This window comes from Arthrobacter sp. SD1074B (assembly GCF_056780195.1).
Genome location: NZ_JBRAZT010000001.1, coordinates 3,466,289 through 3,487,861, shown reverse-complemented (window position 1 = coordinate 3,487,861; position 21,573 = coordinate 3,466,289). Strand labels below are relative to the sequence as shown.

The 21,573-nt window shown below is 66.7% G+C and carries 20 protein-coding genes, 1 pseudogene and 1 riboswitch; of the genes and pseudogenes, 7 read left to right on the top strand and 14 right to left on the bottom strand.

The window, feature by feature from the left end; translation table 11 throughout:
• Nucleotides 1-380 precede the first annotated feature (380 nt).
• Nucleotides 381-734, top strand: a complete 354-nt coding sequence (locus tag ACUYM2_RS16260; protein WP_481601529.1) for a hypothetical protein — start codon at nt 381-383, stop codon at nt 732-734.
• A 35-nt stretch (nt 735-769) separates the two neighbouring features.
• Here the strand turns inward: ACUYM2_RS16260 and ACUYM2_RS16255 are convergent.
• The 5 genes and pseudogenes from ACUYM2_RS16255 to ACUYM2_RS16235 form a co-directional block, all read right to left on the bottom strand.
• Nucleotides 770-1,357 (bottom strand): annotated as a pseudogene (locus ACUYM2_RS16255) (ice-binding family protein); the annotation flags it as partial.
• 121 nt (nt 1,358-1,478) lie between these two features.
• Nucleotides 1,479-1,553, bottom strand: a riboswitch (cyclic di-GMP riboswitch).
• 106 nt (nt 1,554-1,659) lie between these two features.
• Complete coding sequence (locus ACUYM2_RS16250) at nt 1,660-3,267, bottom strand: cytochrome b/b6 domain-containing protein (protein ID WP_481600999.1); 1,608 nt, start codon at nt 3,265-3,267, stop codon at nt 1,660-1,662.
• A 2-nt stretch (nt 3,268-3,269) separates the two neighbouring features.
• Nucleotides 3,270-4,253 (bottom strand): electron transfer flavoprotein subunit alpha/FixB family protein, encoded by a 984-nt coding sequence (locus tag ACUYM2_RS16245; RefSeq protein WP_481600998.1) that lies wholly within the window; start codon nt 4,251-4,253, stop codon nt 3,270-3,272.
• A 10-nt stretch (nt 4,254-4,263) separates the two neighbouring features.
• Nucleotides 4,264-5,040 carry an electron transfer flavoprotein subunit beta/FixA family protein gene (locus tag ACUYM2_RS16240; protein ID WP_481600997.1) on the bottom strand — a complete coding sequence of 259 codons (777 nt, stop codon included), beginning with the start codon at nt 5,038-5,040 and terminating at the stop codon, nt 4,264-4,266.
• A 60-nt stretch (nt 5,041-5,100) separates the two neighbouring features.
• Entirely contained in the window at nt 5,101-6,399 is a 1,299-nt protein-coding gene (locus ACUYM2_RS16235; protein WP_481600996.1) for an MFS transporter, read from the bottom strand.
• A 74-nt stretch (nt 6,400-6,473) separates the two neighbouring features.
• On the opposite strand from ACUYM2_RS16235, the gene ACUYM2_RS16230 reads away from it, so the two are divergent.
• Entirely contained in the window at nt 6,474-7,016 is a 543-nt protein-coding gene (locus ACUYM2_RS16230; RefSeq protein WP_481600995.1) for an ArsR/SmtB family transcription factor, read from the top strand.
• Nucleotides 7,017-7,134: 118 nt separating this feature from the next.
• Nucleotides 7,135-7,920, top strand: a complete 786-nt coding sequence (locus ACUYM2_RS16225; RefSeq protein ID WP_481600994.1) for an alpha/beta fold hydrolase — start codon at nt 7,135-7,137, stop codon at nt 7,918-7,920.
• A gap of 42 nt (nt 7,921-7,962) precedes the next feature.
• Here ACUYM2_RS16225 and ACUYM2_RS16220 read toward each other — a convergent pair whose 3' ends face one another.
• Nucleotides 7,963-8,712: an ABC transporter permease gene (locus ACUYM2_RS16220; protein WP_481600993.1), complete on the bottom strand. Its 750-nt coding sequence runs from the start codon at nt 8,710-8,712 to the stop codon at nt 7,963-7,965.
• 28 nt (nt 8,713-8,740) lie between these two features.
• Complete coding sequence (locus tag ACUYM2_RS16215) at nt 8,741-9,313, bottom strand: MOSC domain-containing protein (RefSeq protein WP_481600992.1); 573 nt, start codon at nt 9,311-9,313, stop codon at nt 8,741-8,743.
• A 92-nt stretch (nt 9,314-9,405) separates the two neighbouring features.
• Here ACUYM2_RS16215 and ACUYM2_RS16210 point away from each other — a divergent pair, with 92 nt between their 5' ends.
• The 3 genes from ACUYM2_RS16210 (at nt 9,406) to ACUYM2_RS16200 (ending at nt 12,737) form a co-directional block, all read left to right on the top strand.
• Complete coding sequence (locus ACUYM2_RS16210; protein ID WP_481600991.1) at nt 9,406-10,017, top strand: helix-turn-helix domain-containing protein; 612 nt, start codon at nt 9,406-9,408, stop codon at nt 10,015-10,017.
• 171 nt (nt 10,018-10,188) lie between these two features.
• Nucleotides 10,189-11,418 carry an acetylornithine deacetylase gene (argE, locus tag ACUYM2_RS16205; protein WP_481600990.1) on the top strand — a complete coding sequence of 410 codons (1,230 nt, stop codon included), beginning with the start codon at nt 10,189-10,191 and terminating at the stop codon, nt 11,416-11,418.
• Nucleotides 11,415-12,737 (top strand): MFS transporter, encoded by a 1,323-nt coding sequence (locus ACUYM2_RS16200; RefSeq protein ID WP_481600989.1) that lies wholly within the window; start codon nt 11,415-11,417, stop codon nt 12,735-12,737. The genes argE and ACUYM2_RS16200 overlap by 4 nt, the downstream gene beginning before the upstream one ends.
• A 90-nt stretch (nt 12,738-12,827) precedes the next feature.
• Here the strand turns inward: ACUYM2_RS16200 and ACUYM2_RS16195 are convergent, their stop codons facing one another.
• Nucleotides 12,828-13,469: a M15 family metallopeptidase gene (locus ACUYM2_RS16195; RefSeq protein ID WP_481600988.1), complete on the bottom strand. Its 642-nt coding sequence runs from the start codon at nt 13,467-13,469 to the stop codon at nt 12,828-12,830.
• 159 nt (nt 13,470-13,628) lie between these two features.
• Here ACUYM2_RS16195 and ACUYM2_RS16190 point away from each other — a divergent pair, with 159 nt between their 5' ends.
• A complete protein-coding gene (locus tag ACUYM2_RS16190; protein ID WP_481600987.1) occupies nt 13,629-14,435 on the top strand; it encodes a GOLPH3/VPS74 family protein in 807 nt (268 codons plus the stop codon).
• A 94-nt stretch (nt 14,436-14,529) separates the two neighbouring features.
• Here ACUYM2_RS16190 and ACUYM2_RS16185 read toward each other — a convergent pair whose 3' ends face one another.
• The 6 genes from ACUYM2_RS16185 to ACUYM2_RS16160 form a co-directional block, all read right to left on the bottom strand.
• A complete protein-coding gene (locus ACUYM2_RS16185) occupies nt 14,530-15,726 on the bottom strand; it encodes an NAD(P)/FAD-dependent oxidoreductase (protein WP_481600986.1) in 1,197 nt (398 codons plus the stop codon).
• 351 nt (nt 15,727-16,077) lie between these two features.
• Nucleotides 16,078-17,106, bottom strand: a complete 1,029-nt coding sequence (locus tag ACUYM2_RS16180) for a DUF6454 family protein (RefSeq protein WP_481600985.1) — start codon at nt 17,104-17,106, stop codon at nt 16,078-16,080.
• A 969-nt stretch (nt 17,107-18,075) separates the two neighbouring features.
• Nucleotides 18,076-19,062: a 5-oxoprolinase subunit C family protein gene (locus tag ACUYM2_RS16175; RefSeq protein WP_481600984.1), complete on the bottom strand. Its 987-nt coding sequence runs from the start codon at nt 19,060-19,062 to the stop codon at nt 18,076-18,078.
• Entirely contained in the window at nt 19,052-19,957 is a 906-nt protein-coding gene (locus tag ACUYM2_RS16170; RefSeq protein WP_481600983.1) for a 5-oxoprolinase subunit B family protein, read from the bottom strand. The genes ACUYM2_RS16175 and ACUYM2_RS16170 overlap by 11 nt, the downstream gene beginning before the upstream one ends.
• A complete protein-coding gene (locus tag ACUYM2_RS16165) occupies nt 19,954-21,309 on the bottom strand; it encodes an acetyl-CoA carboxylase biotin carboxylase subunit (protein ID WP_481600982.1) in 1,356 nt (451 codons plus the stop codon). Before ACUYM2_RS16165 ends, ACUYM2_RS16170 begins: the two co-directional genes overlap by 4 nt.
• Complete coding sequence (locus tag ACUYM2_RS16160; protein ID WP_346957941.1) at nt 21,309-21,548, bottom strand: acetyl-CoA carboxylase; 240 nt, start codon at nt 21,546-21,548, stop codon at nt 21,309-21,311. Before ACUYM2_RS16160 ends, ACUYM2_RS16165 begins: the two co-directional genes overlap by 1 nt.
• Nucleotides 21,549-21,573 lie beyond the last annotated feature (25 nt).

Genomic DNA, 21,573 nt, shown 5'->3' with positions numbered 1-21,573 from the left:
TGCCCCGGAAGCTTTGCGGCGACGACGCAGCAACCCATCCTCCTCAGCTATTTGCTTGTACCGTGCGCTTCCTGCGGGCCAGCATGAACGCCCCGACCAGGCCAACAGCTGCGGCGGTTGTGCCGATGGCCAGCCCCGGACTGGAGGCGTCGGTTCGCGCCGCCGTGTCGATATTCCGCCCGCGTCCGGCTGTAGTCCCCGTGCCCAGATCGGTCCCGGAGCTGTCTGCGGCTGTCTTATCTCCCGTGCTCACATCTGTTCCCGCCTCCAAGCCGCCACCGGTCGTGCCGGCTCCGTTCCCGGCGCCTGCATCTGTCCCGACGTCGGTGCCGGTTCCGTTTCCGGTTCCGGCGCTTGTGGGAACGACGGTCGGCGTTGCGGTGGCTGAAGGGGAAACGGTCGGGATTGCGGCGGCCGTGAGTGAAGCGGTGGCGGTGGCGGTGGCTGAGGGCGCAGCGGTGACTGAAGGTGAAGCGGTGGGGGCGGCGCTGACCGACGGCGAAGCGCTTGCGGTGACCGAGGGTGAAGCGGTCGGGGCTGCACTGACCGAGGGCGCAGCGGTGACCGAGGGTGAAGCGGTCGGGGCTGCACTGACCGACGGCGAAGCGCCTGCGGTGGCCGAGGGTGAAGCGGTGGGCGTTGCGGTGGCCGAGGGCGCTGCCGTTGCGGTGGACGAAGGCGATGCTGTTATGCACCCGGGCAGCGCGAAAATATTGGTATCCAGGGATACTTGACCGTTTCGGGCCAGTGCCCGTCCCTGGACGGATGTGCCTGTCGTCGCGGTGATCGAGGTCAGGGCCAAGATGTTCCCGTTAAACGTCGACGCGGTGCCCAGTGTTGCAGAGCTGCCAACCTGCCAAAAAATGTTGCATGCCTGGGCGCTGTTGGTCAGGACGATACTGCTCGCCGAGGCAGTGGTGAGTGTGGAAGCGATCTGGAAGATGAATACCGCGTTCGGATTTCCTTGTCCGTTCAGCGTCAAGGCGCCGCTGACGGCGAGGGGACCGGTGGATTTATAGACGCCGGGGATCAGGGTCTGTCCTTTGAGGTCACCTGCCACAGTTGCGGTCGCCGCGCGGCTGGCGGCGTCGTTGTACGCGATGGTCAAGTCGGCCTGGGCATTACCAGCCTGGGCATCTCCCGCGTGGGTGGCGCCCGCGGCGAGGCCAGGGGGAAAGCCGGTGATCGCGCTGCCGGGGTTGACCCCGAGCTCTCCGGCCAATCTCGTTGGCCCGGTGTTGGTGACTGTCGAGCCGCCCAAAACGGAGTATGAGGCCGCCGTTCCTAGCCCCACGGGGGCGTCGGCGGCGTAAGCCGGTGCTTGGCCGACGAGTGCCCATCCCAAAATGGCGGACATGCCAATCGCGGCCGCCGCTGTGTGCCGTCCCGGGCGTGGACTTTGTGGAGTGCATCCGCCGGCGCGGTGTTCTCGAAGGCGTTTATGGGTAGGGGAGATCGAAGCCATGATGGAATCCCTTGGTGGCGGCCCGGCTGACCACTAGGGCCCCGTAGCTTTGCGTCGCGGATTCGCATCCGGTTTGCCCTTATCGACGAGCGGATGCCCGATCTTCCGTAACCCTAACAGCACAAAGCGAGAACTCCTGGCAGGTGTCGCCCCGGGTGGCTTGCTTATTTCTGGGCTGGCCATCGCTACGTTCCCTAGCGGCTGCTCACCTGGCCGAACAGCTTGGCGATGGGTGCGAGCACCAGAGGGCGGGCGGCGTACCACCCGGCGGCGGTGATGGCGATGGCGGCCGCGAAGAGCCAGAACCCGGTCCAGTTCACCACGTCGGTGCCGCCGAACATGTGGTTCAGATTGCGCAGCGCACCGGTGGCGAAGACCAGGAACACGTGGACGATGATGAACAGCACGAAAAACAGCATGGTGGGGAAGTGCACCGCGCGCGCGGCTTCCACCGGGTAGATCCTGTTCAGCATCTTCGCGTTCTTCGGCCAGAACTCGCTCATTCGCACCCCCGTGATTGCCGCGAGCGGGGCAGCGATGAACACCACCAGGAAGTACATCAACTGCTGCAGGCTGTTGTAGTTCACCCATCCGTTCTCTACGGGCCAGTCCAGGGTCATGTACTGCAGGAGCGCGGACAGCGCGTTCGGGAACACCTCCCAGCTGCTCGGGACAATCCGCAGCCAGCGCCCGGAGGCGAATAGCAGCAGCGCGAAGATGAGTCCGTTGGCCAGCCACAGGAGGTCCAGGGACTGGTGCAGCCACAGGTTGATGCTGATCTTCTTGCCACCGCGCTTCGGCGTCCAGAACGCCGGTGGCTTCTGCTGGGTGCGCACCTGGTAGCCGGACCGGATGATGAGGACCATCAGGAAGAAGTTGAGGAAGTGCGTCCACTGTGCCCACCACGGGAAGCCGGACTCGGCCGTTTCGGGCAGGGGGTATTCGCCGGGGTATCTCCGGAGGAACTCCGGCACGCCGGGCAGCGTGGTCACCCCGCGGGCGGCGAGGATAAGGATCGCGGCGGCGGCCACGGCACCCACCGCGAGGAACACGACGCGCTTGATCCACTGGCCCAGGGTGCGCGAACCGTAGAGCCTTGCCTCGGCCTTTGGCCGCGCGGGCATTTCCGGCGCGACGGCGGCCGCTGCCGGGGCCGGGGCGGGAGTCGGCGCAGGGGCCGGTGCTTGGGGCTGAGCAGCGTGTTCGGCCTGCGCCTGCACCGCAGCAGCAGGAACAGGGCCGGAGGCCGCGCGCGCCGGAGCAAGTCCGGCCGGCGGCCATGGCTCACCGCCGGGGACACGGGGGAGTCCGCGGCGCAGCGGAATGGCTCCCGGCGCCGGCGCCGGCGCGGCGGGTGCGGTGATCGTGGCAGCTACGGGCGGCGGCGCGGCCGGCACTGCTTGCTCAGGTGCAGCAGCAACAACATCGGCCGGTGCCGGCGAAGGGACGTCGACGCCGGCGGTAGGCCGGGACAGCGCCGCGATTCCTACCGGCGCCTTGCCGGCCGGCGGCCAGGGCTCCCCGCCCGGCACGCGCGGCAGCCCGCGGCGAAGCTGCCGCGCACCGTCGCCCGCGCTGAATGCAGGAACGGGTACCGCCGGGGTGTTTACTGCAGGAACGTTTGCCGCCGGAATCCCCACTACGGGCACTGCAGCGGACACCGCCGTCGTACCTGGCGCCGTTTCCTCGACAGCGGGCGGGGCGGAAGCCAGATGTGCGGGCGCGGTGCCCGCCGGTGGCCAGGGTTCGCCGCCCGGCACGCGCGGCAGGCCCCGTCGAATGGATCCGGACTGAGTTGCCATCCTTACTTCTTCCGGGCCTCGAGGGCGCTGATCAGCTGCGGCACAACCCTGAAGACGTCGCCCACCACACCAAAGTCGGCGATCTCGAAGATTGGAGCGTCCGCATCCTTGTTGACGGCGACGATCGTCTTGGCGGTCTGCATGCCGGCCCGGTGCTGGATCGCTCCGGAAATGCCCAGTGCGATGTACAGCTGGGAGGACACGGACACTCCGGTCTGGCCCACCTGCTGTGTCTGCGGGACGAAGCCGGCGTCCACGGCGGCCCGCGAGGCGCCAACGGCGGCGCCGAGCGTGTCGGCAAGCTGTTCGACCAAGGCGAACTGTTCCACCGAGCCGAGGCCGCGGCCGCCCGCGACGACCTTCGCGGCGCCGCGCAGCTCCGGCCGTGTCGTGGCGGCGGCTGCCTCCTCGAACGAATCGATCCGCGCGGCCGGCTTTCCTGAGGGCGTCACGGCCAGGATCTCCGGCACTGGCGGCTGGGCCGTGGCGCGCGCCTCGATGGAGCCCGGGCGGACCGTGATGACCGGGGCGCCGAACGTGGCCGTTGCCGTGACGTTATAGGCCCCGCCGTAGACGGAGTGTTGTGCCACCACGCCCTCGTCGTCGCGGGACACGCCGACGGCGTCAACGCACACCGCTGCCCGCGTACGGGCAGCGTACCGGCCGGCCAGGTCGCGCCCGTTCAGCGAGTGCGAGATCAAGATGGCGTCCGGCTGCACCCGCTCCACCGCGGCGGCAAGCGCGTCCACGCCCGGTACCCCGAGTGCGGACGGGTCGGGTGTCTCAGCGATCAGCACGCGCGCGGCACCAAGGTCCGCGGCCTGCGCGGCCGCGGCGCCCCCGGCGCCGGGTTCGGCAAGCACCAAGGCAACCGGGGTGCCGACGGCGGCCGCAGCTCCGAAGAGCCCGGCCGCCGCCTTCTCGAGTTCACCGGACGCCCGGGTCTCCACGACGACGAGGATTGCGTCACGAGGGAAGTCAGCCATGTCGTTTCTCCTACGCCAGTCGGTTTTCGATCAGGAACTCAGCGAGCTTCGCGCCGGCATCACCCTGGTCGACGATTTTCACGCCCGCCGTACGCGGTGGCTTCTCGGCCACCGCCAGCATGATGGACCGCGCCGCGTCCGGGTCCTCGGCCGTGATTCCGAGGTCTGCGAGGGTCAGCACCTCAAGCGGCTTCTTCTTCGCCGCCATGATTCCCTTGAAGTTCGGGAAACGCGGGCCGGGAAGTGCTTCGGTAATCGAAATCACCGCGGGCAGGTCCGCCGACACCTGCTGCACGCCGGATTCAACTGCCCGGGTTCCGGACACCGCGCCGTCGCTGATCTGGACGGAACTAAGGCCCGTGGCAAGCGGCACGTCAAGTAACTCTGCAAGCATCGCGGGGACCATGCCGCCGGAGCCGTCGGTGGAGACGTTGCCGGTGATCACCAGGTCAAACCCCATCCGGCGGACCGCCGCGGCGAGGGTCTCGGCGGTCAGCACAAGATCGGCACCCCGGAGCGCCTCGTCACAGATGTGGGTAGCGCTCCCTGCGCCCATCGCCAGCGCCTTGCGGATGGTGGCCGTCGCGCCCTCGGGAGCGAGGGAGAGGACCGCGACGTCGGTGCCGTCGTTTGCGTCGGCGTAAGTCAGCGCCAGTTCCAGGGCCCGCTCGCCGATCTCATCAATAACTGTTTCGCTGGCTTCGCGGTCGGCAAGGCCGGTTTCCAGGTTCAGTTTTCGGTCCCCGTAGGTGTCGGGGACTTCCTTGACTAGGACGATAATCTTCATCGATGACTCTTCCTGTGGCGGGCATGTCTCTGCACAAGACATGTCGGATCTCCCTAGAGTCTACGAAGAGGAAACGCTGCCTGGTTCACTGGGCGCGTGTCGCGGATCCCCGGAATCGACGTCGGCCGCTGCAATGGCGCTGTCGGTAAGGATGGGCATCATCCCGAGCAGGGCGAGGGTCAGCGCTCCCATCACGCCGAACATGACCTGCAGGCCGAGCCACTGCGCCAGTACGCCGCCAACTGCCGCGCCGAGCGGCATGCTGCCCCAAGCCAGCAGGCGGTAGGCACTGTTGACTCGGCCCAGCAGGCGGTTGGGGGTGATGCGCTGCCGCAAGGACACGGTGATGACGTTCCAGAGCACGACCAGCATGCCGCCCACAAAGAGGATCGGTCCGAGGATGTAGGGATTGTGGGTCATGGCAGGCGCTCCCACAAGCAGCGCGGACCCGAAGATCGTCAGCGTCAGGGACTTCGACCGGCCCAGCCGGGCCTCGACCCGTTCGGAAATAAACGAGCCCACAAAGGCGCCGAGAGCGGAGGCCGTCAAGAGCAGGCCGAACCCCACTTCGGACAGCTGCATTTTTGACGCCGGACCAACGGCAAACAGGACCAGGACCGCGAATGCCGCGCTGGACGCGAAGTTGAACACCCCGGTCATCACCGCGAGCGTACGGAGGATCTTCTGGTTCCAGAGGAACCGCAAACCCTCACCGATGTCGAACCGCAGTGTTGTCTTCCGCTCGCGCTCCATCCGGAAACCCCCCGGGACCAGGAGCAGGCCGCCGGCGGCTGCAAGCCACAGTGCCCCGGGCACGGCAAAACCCGCAACGACGCCGGCGGCCACCAGCAGTCCGCCCAGCGGTGGACCCACGAACTGGTTGGCGGTGAGTTCGACCGCGTACAGCCTGCCGTTGGCGCGCGAAAGCTGTTCCCTCGGCACCACCTGGGGCAGGATCGACTGCGCGGAGGTGTCGTAGAGCGTCTCGGCCACACCCACCATCAACGCCACAATGTAAAGGGCCCAGATGGAGCCCAGATCCAGCAGGACGATGGCTACCAGCAAGGCGGGAAGCAGCCCGCGGGCGAGGTTGGCCCAGACCATCAGCTTGCGCCGGTCCAACCGGTCAGCCAGCGCTCCGGCAGTAAGGGCGAAAAGAAGCCAGGGAAGCGTCGCTGCGACGCTCAGCCCGGCGACCAGCGTGGGCGACTGCGTGAACTGGATTGCCAGCAGCGGCAGCGCGATCTTGAAGACGCCGTCCGCGAGGTTGGACAGCCCTGAGGAGGTCCACAGCTTCCAGTAGGAGGAACCCAGTGGCCCGCGAATCCGTTCCCCCGCCTGTGCGGCCTGACTCGTCATAGGTGAACCATGCCGCATTGATTGAGAAAATTCAAGGTGATTGAATTTACTGCATCGGATCGTAGGATGGGGACATGACGGATCCGGAGCCGACCGGCACGAATGAGAAAAAGCCTGCGGCCAGCGCCCGGGAAGTCAAAGCGCTGGCCCATCCGCTGCGCTTGAGGATCCTGCGCCTCTGCGGGCTTCACGAACTGACCAACAAACAACTCGCCGACCGGCTGGGCCAGGATCCGGGGACGGTGCTCTATCACGTGCGGCAGTTGCTCTCCACGGGGTTCCTGGAACCCGCCGAGGTGCGGACTGGAGACAGCGGCGCGCTGGAGAAACCGTACCGGTCCACCGGGCGGTCCTGGAATCTCGACACCGCCTTGGGTGACGCCGGTCCGGCCGGTCCGCTGGCACCGGTCGAGGCGTTCCGGGAAGAGCTGACGGAAGCGGGTCCGGACGCGCTTGCCAGCCTCTCCCGTTTCGTCCTGCACCTCTCTGACGCCGACGCCGCCGACCTCGTTACGCGCATCTCCGATGTGCTGGGCGAATACACCGCCAGTGACCGGCTGCGGACGGACCAGCCCGCATACGGCGGCATCTTTGTCCTCCACCGGTCGCCTGACTAGTTCGTCGCCTCCTTGGGGCCCACCTGCCTGAGCGAGGAGCCCCGGGGCGGAGGTTGCTGATCGCCGTTTCGCCCTCTGCGGCCCTTTTCGCCGCGGGGGTCCGGCGTTAGGATGCCGTGTGACCTTCACCCACGGCTACGCGGACAACGGCGGCCTCCGCATGTACTACGAGGTTCATGGAGCAGCAGTGCCCGGCCAGCCGCCGCTGCTGCTCATCCCGGGCGGCGGCTCCACCATCGGCACCAACTTCGGCAACCTCATCCCGCTGCTGGCCGGCCAGCGCCAGGTGATTGCGGTGGAGGAGGAGGGCCACGGCCGCACCCAGCCCACCAGCCGCCCGCTCACCGCAGAAAACTCCGCCGGCGACATCCTCGCCGTGCTGGAGCAGCTCACCGCGAACACGGTGGATGTGCTGGGATTCAGCGCCGGCGGGCACACCGCCGTCGCGCTGGCACTCGCGCGGCCCGCCGCCGTCCGGCGCCTCATCGCCGCTTCCACCTTCGTCAGCCGTGACGCCGTCCCGGACGAGTTCTGGGCCTCCATGGCAAACGCCACCCTGGACGACATGCCGGACACCTACAAGGACGAGGACCGCCGGCTCAATCCCGAGCCCGGCCACCTGGAGCGGCTGTTCGAGCTGGACAACGGACGTATCCGGGACTTTCCCGGCTGGTCCGACGACGAGCTGGGCGCGATCACCGCCGCCACGCTGGTGGTGTGCGGTGACCGGGACATCCTCACGCCCGGGTACGCGACGCGGATGGCCGGTGCCATCCCGGGCGCCCGCCTGCTGGTCGTCCCCGGCGGGCATGGTGACTACCTCGGCGAGAGGGGCGCCAGCGGCGGCGATCTGCGCGCCATGCACGCCACCGTCCCACAGCTGCTGCGGTTCCTCGACGACTAGCCCGACGGCGTCGGTCCAGTCCCGCCGCGTGGCGCCCGCAGTTCAGGGAAGCGGCAGCGGCCGCATGCGCAGCGGCGCCAGGAACAGGATGGTGACGACGGCAGTGATGGAGCCCGCCGCCATGATGGATGCCAGCACCACGATCTGGAACAGGCCCGCGGCCAAGGGAGAGATCCCGCCAAAGATGGCCCCGACGAAGGCGCCGGGCAGGGTGACCAGGCCGGTTGTCTTGCTCTGGTCGGTTGAGGGGATCAGGGCAGAGTACACGGCCCCCCGCGCCAGTTCGGCTGCGGACTGCCGGGGCCGGGCGCCAAGAGCCATCCACCCTTCCACTTCCTCCCACCGGGAGATCACCGTCTGGCTGAAATGCCGCCCGGCGAGGGTGGTGATGGACATGGCGTTGCCAATCACGATGCCGCCGATGGCCAGGGCAAAACGGGGTGTGAACTCGATGGCGCCGGTGGCGAAGACGACCGCTAACGTGGCAATCACCCCCGCGCCCATTGCCGTGCAGACGTGTCCGAACATGGCCCAGTCCCAGCCGAGGCGTCTGGTTGCTGTGGCCGCTGCGACGGTGAACATGACGAGCAGTGCCAACCCGACGAGTAACGCGTTGGTAATGATGCCGCTCAGCACCAGGCTGATGGCAGCCAGTTGCGCGGCCCCGCGAAGAATTGCCCAAGCCGGCGCTAAGCGGGCCGGCACCCGGTACAGCGACAGCACCGCGACCGTGAGGGCCACCAGAACGGCGACGCCGAGCAAGGTCGCAACGACACCGCCGGGCTGGTCCATAGCGCCAGCCTAGTAGTTGCCAGGGCTGTTACGGCAGCCGCGACGGCCGCAGTACGGTGGCCTCGCCTGCGCGGGCAGGATCCAGCGGCACGGGGCTGATCAGCACGGCCGGGCCGCGGTGCAGGACACCGTCGGAGAGCACCTGGCACCGTACGCCGCCGCGCCCGCGCATGGCCTTGTGGGCGCCCGGGGCGAGCATCTCGTCCATCCAGGCGCACGGGTGGGCCGGCCGCCCGGCCTTGAGCCGCACCAGGCCTCCGCCGGATTCCAGCGCGAACTCGTGGCCGAGCAGCGGCGCCAGCTGGGCTCCCCGGACGACGATGTTGCGGCGCGTCAGCAGCGGGTCAAGTGGTGCCGTTCCGAGCTCAGCGGCGACGGCTTCGAGTGCCTCGCCGGCGAAAACTGTGACGGCGGCATCCATGTGTGCGGCCTTGCCGAAGAACCGGTCGCCGATGATTCCCTTGCCGGCCACGAGCGTCGCCTGGTCCGCGTCCGTGGTGGGGACGTCGGCCGCACCCTCCCGCGCCCGGCCGAAGTAGGCATGCGCCGGCGACACGAGCAGGTGCAGGATCTCGACGTCGTACCGGTAGCTGGCGGTCATGGCACCAAACTATCGCCCCGCGGGCAGCGCCCGCTATCCGACCTCAGATTCATTATCTTGACGATATCTTCACTATGACGGACGATCGTGGAATGGAACATCACGGCCTCGGCCCAGCAGCAACGGAGCTCCCCGGAGTGGAGGACCAGGCAGAGCGCGCGATGACCGCCGTTGGGGCGCTGGTTTTGCAGCTGCGGCGCGAGGCCGGGTACAGCATCGGCAGCCTTGCCGCAGCGGCCGGCCTGAGTCCGGGCCTGCTCAGCCAAATCGAGCGGGGCCAGGGCAACCCGTCGCTGACCACGCTGATCAAACTGTCCCAGGCCCTAAAGGTGCCGGTGGGGCGCTTCTTTGACACCAAAGACCAGGGCGGGGCGCTGGTTCGGCGCGCTGACCGGCGGCGCCTCGAGGTCGCCGAGGACAACCTCATCTATGAACTCCTGACCCCCCACATGAGCGGCCAACTGGGCATGCTGAGCGCGCAGATCGCCGCCGGATGGGACAACGAGGATGCCCCCTTCAAGCATTCCGGCGAGGAGTGCGTGACCATGCTGCAGGGCAGACTCCACGTCTGCGTCAACGGCGTGGGCTACGACCTGGAGGAAGGCGATTCGCTGACCTACGACTCCTCGTTGCCGCACTGGTACCGCAACTCGACCTCGGAAGGCGCGGTGTTGATCGGCGCCATGACGCCGCCGTCGTTCTAAGGCTGCGGTGAGGGGGCGTTCAATTTATTGAACAAATCGCGTCTTAAGTGTTGACATGGGTGGCGGGCCGACCGAATACTGAGGGGAGCGCGCGGAGCCAGCAGGCGGCCGACGCCAGCCGCAGCCGGCCGATCAGGCCAGGCCCGTCCACCACCCCAAGGGAACCTGCCCATGACGCCCACCACCGCTTCGGCCACCGCCGTTCCAGCCACCGCAGCGCCAAGTGCCGCCGCGCTTGCCTGGACCGAGAAGCTTGTCGCCTTCGACACCACTAGCCGCAATTCCAACCTCGAGCTGATCCACAGCATGGCGGACGGGCTCACCGCCCACGGCATCACCCCGCTGATCGTCCCCAGCCCGGACGGCAGGAAGGCCAACCTTTTCGCCACCATTCCGGCCCACGACGGCGCCGTCACCGGCGGCATTATGCTCGCCGGCCACACCGACGTTGTTCCCGTGGACGGCCAGGCGTGGGACAGCGACCCGTTCACCCCCGAGGTCCGTGAGGGACGGCTGTATGGCCGCGGCACCACCGACATGAAAGCCTTCAGCGGCGCGATCCTGGGCTTCCTGCCGGAATTCCTGTCCCGTCCGCTGGCGGAACCGCTGCACTTCGCCTGGACCTACGACGAAGAGGTGGGGTGCCACGGCGCCGTCGTCCTGCTGGACGAGCTTGCGGCCCGCGGGATTCGTCCCCGGATCGGTTTCGTCGGCGAGCCGACCAGCATGCGCCCGGTCTCGGCGCACAAGAGCAGCCAGCTCTACCGCGTCACCGTCAGCGGGATCGCCGCCCACTCGTCCATGACCTCCACCGGCGTCAACGCCATCGAATACGCTGCCAGGTCCATTGCCTTCATCCGCTCCCTCGCCGACGAACACCGGCTGTCCGGCCCGTTCGACGAGAGCTTCGTGGTCCCGTACACCACCGCCAACGTCGGCATCGTCAGCGGCGGTGCCGCCGTCAATACCGTTGCCGAAAAATGCGACTTCGAATTTGAGTTCAGGACCATTCCTGGCGTCGACCCGGAGGCAGTGATATCCCGCATCGAAGACAACCTGGCCGGCCTCCGGGCCGAAATCCAGCAGGAAAACCCCGCCGCGGACATCCGGATAGTCCCGCTGGGCACGGTGCCGGGACTCAGCCCCGAGGGCCCGCGCATTGCGCTGGAACTGGCCCAGGACCTCACCGGCCACGCGGTCGAAGAATCCGTCGTCTACGCCACCGAGGCCGGCCTGTTCCAGCAAGCCGGAATCGACACCGTGGTGTGCGGCCCCGGCAACATGGACCAGGGCCACACCGCCAACGAATACATCGAGCTGACCCAGATCGCCGCCTGCGAGGATTTCCTGCAGGCCCTCGCCACCCACCTCTCTACTACCGAAAGGACCGCCAAGCCATGAGCCACCAGACCGCCACCGGTACGGGATCGAGTCAACAGGTCCTCAACCCCCGCCCGCCTGCCGACCTTGCCCTGCAGCAACGCAACGCCCGCAAAGCCGTCGTTGCAGCCTCCATTGGCAACGGCCTCGAGTGGTTCGACCTGATCGTGTACGGCACGTTCGCCGTCACCATTTCCAAGTTGTTCTTCCCCACCAGCAATGAAGCCGCGTCGCTGCTGTTGACCTTCGCCTCGTTCGGCGTCTCCTTCATCATGCGGCCGCTTGGCGGCATCATCATCGGCCGCTATGCCGACCGGGCCGGCCGCAAAGCGGGCATGCTGGTCTCCATCCTCGTGATGTTCGTCGGCACGCTGCTGATTGTTGTCGCACCCACGGCCGCCGCGATCGGCGTCGCAGCCAGCATCCTGGTCCTGATCGCCAGGCTGCTGCAGGGTTTCGCCACCGGCGGGGAATTCGGCACCGCAACGGCCTACCTGATTGAGTACGCGCCCAGCCGGAAGGCGTTCTACGGCAGCTGGCAGGTAGCCACCCAGGGCGGCGGCATCCTGCTGGCCGGCATCTTCGGGTTCGTCCTGAACACCTACCTCAGCACCCAGTCGCTGGACTCCTGGGGCTGGCGGCTGCCGTTCATCTTCGCGCTGGCCATCGGGCCCGTTGGCTGGTACATCCGCTCCAAGATGGAGGAAACGCCGGAATTCTTGGCCACGGAACGGTCCGCCGCGCCGCTCCGGGAGACGTTCATCGGCAACGGCGGCCGGCTCTGGGCCATCGTCGGCGTCGTCTCGCTCGGATCCGTGGGCGTCTACATTGCCCTGTTCATGCCAACCTACGCAATCGTGAACCTCGGGATGCCCAAAGCCGTCGCATTCCTCTCCACCCTGATCTTCGGTGTGGTCATGAGCATTGGTTCCCCGTTCATCGGCATGCTCGCGGACAAAGTCGGGCCCGCCCGGGTCATGACCTGGGCCGCCGGCGGAACCATCGTCGTCGGCATCCCGGCGTTCCTGGGGCTCATCGCCGCACCGGAGCTGCCCACCATGATCGTGGTCGAACTCGTCCTGTCCGTGCTGGCCACCGCCTACTTCGCGCCGCTGCCGGCCATCATGTCGTCGATGTTCCCGGCCCGCATCCGGTCCACGGGGCTCTCCCTGGGCTACAACATCGGCGTCACCGTCTTCGGCGGCTTTGCTCCCTTTATCCTCACCTGGCTGATCGGCAGCACCGGCTCCCTGCTGGTGCCGGGCTACTACCTCGTGGCCATTGCGGTCATCGCCGCGGTGAGCCTGACCATTTCGCGGAAGGTGTACCGCCAGGCCTGACCGAGGCACCCCGCGCAAACGGCTCCTGGCCCCGATTTCAGGCGGAGCAGACAGGAACGCCCCCGGCAGCTGCCGGGGGCGTTCCTTGGTTTAAAGGTAGTCCGGGGCCGGTTCCAGGCCGAAGTAATCCTCAAGGGTGCTGCTGACTTGCCCCGCGAGTTCCTTGCCCACATAGCGCAGGTGCCAGGGCTCGTAGGTGTAGCCGGTTACGCCCTCGGCACCCGCCGGATAGCGGATGATGAAGCCGTACGTCACGGCGTTCTGGGCCGCCCACTTGCCTGCCGGGGTGGTGGCGAAGCACGCTTCCAGGGCACAGACTCCGCTGGCGTTGCCGATATCCATCGCCAGGCCGGTCTGATGCTCGCTGAAGCCGGGCCGGGCGGCCAAAGTGTCCGCCGTCGCCTGTCCGTACTGGCGCACGTAACTGTCATAAAGGCTGGCCTGCTGGCTGTAGGAACGGTAACCGCTGACCGGAATGATGTTCACGCCCGCCCCTTTGGCGGCTTTGGCCAATTGCTTGTAGGCGTCCGCGGCCTCTGACCGCAGCCGTTCCCCCTGGACCCTGACCAGCCGCGGCGGCACGTACGTGGCGGGGTCCAGCGGCCGGTGCTTGTTGACCACCACCTGCAGGCTGGAGGCGGAATCGATGTCGTAGCCCGCCGCCGACAACGCCGTCACGGGGGGTGCGATCATCCCGAGCGCGAGCATCAGCCCCGCCACCGCACCAGTCATCCTGCTGATTCTCTTGAGCACCGTTGCCTCCCAGAAATGTCCGGAACAGATGCGGGGAACCCTACCGGTCTGACCGGCCGGCGTCGAGGGTGTTTTGGCTTGGAAGATCCGGGACGAAATCCCCATGTGGTGGCTGCCCAACAGGCCCACCATGATCGTATGAACGCTGAAACCCCGAAGGCACCGGAGCTGAACCTTCCCCAGGCCTTCCTCCTGCTGGCAACGAACGACAAAAACGGCAAACCCGAAGTGCCGGTGTTCGCGCTCAGAACCACGTTGGCCGGGGCCATCCTGGCCGAGCTGGAGCTGACCGGTGCCATCGGGCTGCAGGGAAAAAATGTCCGGGCCACCGCCGCCGCCCCGCCCACCGACTTCCAGCACGAACTGGGGCTCATCCGCGGCAAGTCACGGCCGCACACTCCCAAGCGCTGGGTGGCCATGCTGGAGGGACGCGCCGAAGTGCAGCGTGTTTACGAGGGGATGGCGTCCTTGGGCATCGTGGAACCCGTCGGCGAGAAACACCTTGGCCTGTTCAAGTCCACGCGGTACCCGGAGAAAGACCACGGCCCGGAAGCTGCGCTGCTGAAAAAGATCGAGGCCGCGCTCAGCGGTGCGCCGGCCGATGCCGGCGGGGCCGGCTCCACGCCAGCAGACGACGCCGGGACGCCCGATTCCTTGTCCGCCCCCAGTGCGCCGGGGTCCGGAACGGCCGCGCCGGAAACCGGGGCACCCGACGCCGGCACGCCAGCGGCGACGACCCCCGGCCCCGGCGCACCCCCAGCACCGGATCCCCGAACCACGGCACTGATCGCCCTGCTTCAGGCGGCCGGGCTGTTCGGGAAGCTCTTCCCGGCAGCAGACCGAAGCTACGCCGACGAGTTGGCCAAGGACTACTGGCCTGCCCGGGCGGTGGAGGACGAACTTCGGATGATCCGGCTAGCGCAGGAAGAAGCCGCCACCCTCTGATGCTGACGGGCCTTCCGGGACCGGGACGGAACCGGACACGACGACGGCGGGAACTCCCGCCGTCGCCGTTCTGCCAGCTGGACTCAGCCCGGCCTCAGGCGTAACCCTTCAGGATCAGGTTCCAGTACATAAACGGCAGCCCGTAGCGCTTCAGCAGCCACATGTCGGTGCATTCCTTCGTGGTATCGATGAACGGGATGCTGGGTGCGGGCTGGAGGCTGTAATCAAATTCCGCCAGCAGCATCTTCCCCCGCGCCGTCGTCAGCGGGCAGGAGGCGTACCCTCCGTACTGGGCCGCCGGCGCTGCGCCTTCGAGGGCGGCCAGCAGGTTTTTCACCAGCACCGGGGCCTGCTTGCGGATCGCCGCGCCGGTCTTCGAGTTCGGCGTGGACCCGGCGTCGCCCAGGGCGAAAATTTCCGGGTAGCGCTTGTGCTGCATGGTGTGCTTGTCAACGTCCACGTAGCCTGCGGGGTTGGCCGGATCCGCCAGCGGGGTGCGCTTGAGCCAGTCCGGGGCCGACTGCGGCGGCACCACGTGGAGCAGGTCGTAGTGCAGTGATTCCTTGGTCCCTGCCGCGTTGTCCGTAATCTCCGCCACGCCGGCGGCGGGGTCCACTGAGGTCATCTCACTGTTGAAGCGGACTTCGATGCCGTACTTGGCCACCACCCGTTCAAGCTCGTCGGCGAAGACCTTGACACCGAACATGCCGGGTGTGGGCAGGACCAACACCACCCGGATCTGGTCCAGCACCCCCTGCTTCTGCCAGTAGTCGGCGGCCAGGTAGGCGATCTTCTGCGGCGCGCCGGCGCATTTGATGGGCCCGGAGGGCTGGGTGAAGATGGCGGTTCCGGACTTCAGGTTCCGGATCAGATCCCAGGTCTTTGGCGCCAGATCGAACCGGTAGTTGCTGGATGCCGTCGGTGAGTCCATAGCTTCGGCCATACCGGGGATCTTGTCCCAGTCCAGCTGGATGCCGGGACTGACCACCAGGTAGTCGTACGTGACGGTCCCGCCGGAGGCGAGTTCGACGCTGCGACGATCCGGGTCGATGTCCGCCGCGGCGTCCTTGATCCAAGCCACCCCCTGGGGCATGACGGAGGCCTGCGGCCGGACCGTTTCCGCCTGGCTGGCGGAACCTCCGCCGACCAGGGTCCACAGCGGCTGGTAGTAGTGCTGGTCGCTCGGCTCGATCACCCCGATATCGGTCCGCCCTGCGCGGCGGAGCCGGGCTGCAACGCTCAGCCCCGCGTTGCCGCCTCCGATGATCAGGATCTCGTGGTGCATGCTCATGGATAAGACGCCTCTCTGGGAGCCGGGCATCGCGTCAGCGCCGACGCCGGGTATATCGGGGGATTGATCGGGCCGCGGAAGCCGGCGGGGCGGTACCCGCAGCATCTTCGCCTGCGCGTCCGGACTCCGGGGTCTCCGTGCATTTCAATCACTGTGATGTCACTCACTATATACCCCCGGTGGTATTTCGTATACCCCCTGGCGGTCCTCCCGCCGGTCGCCGCTCGACGCCGAGCACGGCCCTGCGCCAGGCAGGCGGCTCCGGCATCAAGGCCATGCCAGTCCAGGGGCAGAAACGCCCCCGGCACATGCCGGGGGCGTTTCGTGGCTCAGCTGCGCTACTTCTGCGGGCTACTTGGCTGTGGTGACGGTGGCCTCGTAGGTGAGGATTTCGGTGCCGTTGCCCTCCTCGCCGTTGTCGGGGGCCACCTTCAGGGTGAGGTGGCCGCCGACGGCGGTCATTTTGAAGGGATTACGGGTGGCCACGTGCCCGGCGGTGGACCACTGCTGGAACGGGACGTCGCGGATCACGCTGCGGGACTTGAGATCGATCATTGCCATGCCGCCGAGTTCATAGGTGGCGCCGGTTCCGCCGGCGGCAGGAGTCTGCGGGAGATTGGTGACCCCGCCGCACAGCATCTTCGAGTTGGGCACGTACTGGCAGTCCTGGTAGTCGATGAAGTAGTTGGGGTTCTGCCAAGTGGAGAGCTGCTTGCCGCGCAGGTCCCATTCGGCAAAGCGCCGCGAGCCCCAGGTGTTGCCGACCAGATGGCCGGTCTGCTTGTCCATCACGATGCCGCCAAAGTGGTCCTTCACCTCGAATTGCTTGTGTACGTCGAGGGTGGTCGCGTCCACCCGGTAGATGATGGCGCTGCTGTCGGGCCGATACTGGGCAACCGGGACCCACACGTTGGTGCCGTCGAAGTCGATGCCGCCGGGGTGGTACATGTCGCCCTCGCCCAGGATGATGTCCTTCTGCAGTTTCCCGGCCTTGTCCATAACGAACAGGTGCCCGACTCCTTTGCCCGGCGTGCGGTCGAAACCGCCCTGCGGGGAGGGGAATTTTGTGGTCGGTTCGATGATCTGGACCGCCGAGAGGAAGATGTGGTCCCGGCTGAAGGCGATTCCTTCGGTGTGGTAGGTGGGGAAATCCAGCTTCAGTTTGCCGGTCTGGTGCCAGTTCGTGGCCCGGTCGACCCCGCCGAATGCCTCGGTCAGGGCGGTGTTCGTTCCGCGGTTGGCGCCGGAGCCGTCGTCGGCCCCGCCGTGCCGGGTGCTGTGGCCGGCGGCCTGGGCGGCGGCCGTGCCGCCGATTGCGGACGCTGCCAGGATGATGGCGGCGGCGGCCGTGAGGACGCCTCGGGTGCGAGTAGCGCTCATGGGGGGAGCCTCTCAAAATTGGATCTCAACAGGACCCCGCAAACGTACTGACCGGTAGTGAACCGTTCGTGGAGTGCCGGTGAACGGCAAAAAGCATCACCGGTTCCTGCCTACCCGAATTTTCTCCATTGACGGCACCCAGGGTGAGGGCCATGACGTCGGCGGATAGTTCCAGGAGTGCGGTTTCGTCGCTGGCTACTTTGCGGGAAAGCAGCCGGTTTCCTTCGTTGTCAACAAGTACGCAGCGGTGATGAGCTTTCCGGCATCTATGCCGGCCCGGAGTTCGGGCATGTATCCCTCCGTCGCGTTGTCCTTTTATCGGCCCAAGCGGATGGCCGCGCCGTCGTGTACTTACACTGCGATCGGGTCGCTTTTCTCAATTAGCGGTCGAGCCATCGCGGGGGTGTTCGGGCGGCCATTCCTTCGGAGCCGTGACGCGAAGTCCAGCAAATTAGCTTTTGCCATACCCGACACCCCTGGGTTGGTCGAGAGCTTACAACGCCCCCAATCCAGCCTCAATCACCGTAAGGAAATCGGTTTGTGTCTTCTGCGGAGGCGGCGCGAGGGCGATGCTTAGATTATCGACCTCGGCCGGCAATCGATTCGATCGGAGGAGGCCATGTTCAGAACCCTATTGTGCAAGCTGAATATTCAACACGATTGGCATGTCGAACACGCCGACGATGGCGCCGTCTACAAGCGCTGCAAGCGTTGCGGTAAAGACGACGACAGCGGAGGCGGCGGGACAGGTACCTTCGGTGCCTGGGCTGGTTAGGCTGGCGGCTAGGGCGCATCTCGTTGTCATGACGTGGGATGCGGGCGGCGCTCAGCCTGGGGGGACGTCGCGGCGAACCTCCAGCAGTCCGCCGCTGGCCAGCGCCTCAGCGCGAGCTGATCGGCGTCGTCGAAGTCCATAAAGCGACGCGGCAGAGTTCTTCCACGTTCGCGGTTCGCCGCACCGTGCCGGCATCATCCGCGGAGGACCAGGGCTGCACGCGCATTGCTCTTGCGCTCGGCGAGTTCCTTGCGCGCAGCCAAGGCTTCGTCCATGCTGACGGCGACGAACCTGGTGGACGTGCCCGGCGCGGCGCGGGCCACGAGGTCCATGTCTGCGCTGATGACTGTTCCCACCATGGCGTAGCCGCCGCCGGAGACGGCATCACGGTGCAGGATGATCGGCTGGGTACCGCCCGGAATCTGGATGGACCCGACGGCGTAGCCGGCATCCACGATGTTGGACGGGTCCGAACCGGCCCCGAAAGGCTGCTCCCGTTCCTTCCACTTGACGCCGGGACCGGAGTACCGCAGTCCCATCCGGTCGGCCACCGGAGTCACCTTCCACTCGCCGTTCAGGAGGTTGTCCAATCCCTCGTCGGTGAGGCGGTGGTCGTAGAGCCCCAGCACAATCCGGACGGTCTGCTCCTTGCCGAAGACGGGCCGGAACTCTTCCGGAACGGTATCGGCGTCGGGCACGGCTCCGTTGTTGAGCGGGCTGCCGAAGGAAATCCGGTCGCCGGCCTCCAGCTTGCGGCCGTGGAATCCGCCGATTGCGCCCAGGCTGTAGGTGGACCGGCTACCGAGCACCTCGGGCACGTCGATGCCGCCCTGGACCGCGATGTAATACCGGGTGCCGCCCTGGATGACGCCGAAGCTGAGTTCGTCGCCGGCCTTCAGTTGCAGCCGGGTCCACTGGGGCCGGGGTTCGCCGTTGACCTTGACCTCGACCGGGGCACCGGTGACGGCAAGAACAACATCCTGGTCGGTGGTCAGCGCCGGGCCCAGGTAGGTGCATTCGAGGACCGCTTCCTTGGCGGTGTTGCCCACCAGCGCATTGCCCAGTTCTGCGGAGTACTGGTCCAGTGAACCGCTCTGCGGGATGCCGACGTTGTAGTGGCCGGTGCGTCCCTGGTCCTGGACCGTGGTAGCCAGCCCGGGGCTCTTGATATCAAATGCCATTGAGGGCCTCCATGAGTTCCTTGTTGTAGCCTTCGGGATTCGCCAGCGCTTTGGACAGATCGAAGGTCACGGGCGCCTGCCGGTAGCGGAACGTCCCCGCGGCGATCTCGGCTTGGATGCTGTTGTACTCGGCTTCGGTCACGGGCTTGAACTTCACAATGTCGCCCGGCCGGAAGAACACCATAAAGTCCTTGAAATCGGGCAGGGCCTGCGCCGGATCGAAGATCGGCGCGGCAGCGATGCCGAACATCTGGTACCCGCCCGCGCCGCGCACCGAGTAGATGCAGCCGAAGCAGCCACCGTGCCCCACGGTCAAGGCGGGTGTGTCCGTCCGGGGGCTCAGGTACTTGGGGACTTCCAGCTGCTTCTCGCGCTCAACCAGCTGGAAGAGGAACGGCAGTCCGGCGACGAAGCCGACCATGGACACAAGCCAGGGCTGCTCGTGGTGCCGCCCGATGAATTCCGCGGCGTCCTTGAGGTTGTTGACTCTGGCGGCGTAGTCGATGTCGCTGCCGCCCGGCTCCTGGTGGAATCCTTCGCGGAAGCGTTCTGCCACTTCGGCCGTGAAGGGATCGTCGTACCAGACCGGCACCTCGATGATCCGGGTTTCGAGGGCCTGCTGCTGGTGGTGCGCGAGGTCGCCTTCAATGGTCCGGACGGTCTCTTCAAGTCTCGACGGCGGCAGGACGTCGGGGTCGAACCTCACCAGCAGTGAGGCGTTGGCAGGGCAGATGTCCACGATGCCGGGCAGCTCCAGCTCTGTAAGCTTCTCGGCGATCGACATGACCCTGAAATTGGCGGCCAGGCTCATGGACTCGGAGACCTCGACGAACAGGAACTCGTCTCCGCCCCAGGTGTAGCGGGCCTCCAGCTCGGCGGGTGCGGGGCTACTCATGGTGCCTCCATCAGATTGTCGACGGTTTCTATGAATTTTGAGTGGTGCTTGACGGCGGCGAATTCGAGCCGGTCCAGCAGCTTCTTGAGCACCGGAATGGTCGTCTTGACCCCTTCGATCCTGGTCCCGTACAGCGCCTCCAGCGCCCCTTCGATGGCGGCTTCGCGGGTGTCCTTGTGGACGATGAGCTTCGCGAGCATGGAATCGTAGTACGGGCTGACCGTGGACCCTGCCTCCACGCCGGCATCGATGCGGATCCCGTCGCCTTTAGGCCATTCCAGGGCCGTGATCAGGCCCGGGCTGGGGAAGAAGTTGTTGTGCGGGTCCTCGGCGTTGATGCGGCACTCGATGGCGTGGCCGCTGAATGTTATGTCCTCCTGCCGGACCGACATGGAGCCGGTGGAGGCAATGAGCAGCTGTTCACGGACCAGATCGACGCCGGTGATTTCCTCGGTGATGGGATGCTCCACCTGGATCCGGGTGTTCATTTCGATGAACGCGGCCTCGTGGCCGACCGGGTCGTAGAGGAACTCGACCGTTCCGGCGCCGCTGTAGCCGCATTCCCGGGCGAGTTCCACTGAGGACTCGCGGATGGTCCGGCGTACGGCGTCGGGAAGGTCGGGGGCCGGGGCTTCCTCGATGACTTTCTGGGAGCGCCGCTGCATGGAGCAGTCGCGGTCTCCAAGATGGATGAAGTTGGTACCGTCGCCAAGGACCTGTACCTCCACATGCCGGGCGTGCTTCACGAAGCGCTCCAGGTAGACGGTGGGGTCCCCGAAGACCGACGCCGCCTCGCCGCGCGCCATCTCGATGGTTTCCAGCAGTTCGGCCTCGTGGTGCACAAAACGGATGCCGCGGCCCCCGCCGCCGGCGGAGGCCTTGACCACGAGCGGGTAACCGATGCCGCGGGCCTCTTCCACAGCGTCGGCGTCGGGGTCGAGCGGCCCGTCGGAGCCGCGGAGGATCGGGACTCCTGCCTTGCGGGCAGATTCGCGGGCCAGGGACTTGTTGCCCATCATCTCGATCGCGTCGGCGTCGGGACCCACCCAGGTGAGGCCCGCTGCTGCGACTTTTCGCGCAAACTCGGCGTTCTCCGAGAGGAATCCGTAGCCAGGGTGGACGGCGTCGCAGCCGTTGTCCACGGCGGCGGCGATCACGGCGTCCTGGTTAAGGTAGCTGGCGGGGGCAGGGGCCGGCCCCACCACGACAAAGTTGTCCGCCGTGCGCGCGGCCAGGGAATCGGCGTCGGGCTCGCTGACCACCAGGAGCGTCTCGATGCCCATTTCGCGGGCTGTGCGGGCGATCCGCACGGCGATTTCACCGCGGTTGGCGATGAGCAATTTCTTCATCATTAGCCTTCTCGGATGACGATAATGGTGTCGCCCGGATTGACCATGTCACCCTCGTTGACCTGGAAGGATTCGAGGGTTCCGGCCACATCGGACTGGATTTCGGTGAACTGCTTCATGATTTCGATGATGCCGACAGTCTGGCCGACCTCGATGGTGTCGCCCTCGTTGGCGAACGGCGGCTTGCCCGGGCCGGGCTTGCGGTAGAAGACTCCGGGGAGGGGGGAAACAATGTTTGCCATGGGGTGCTCGCTTTCAGGTGGTTGG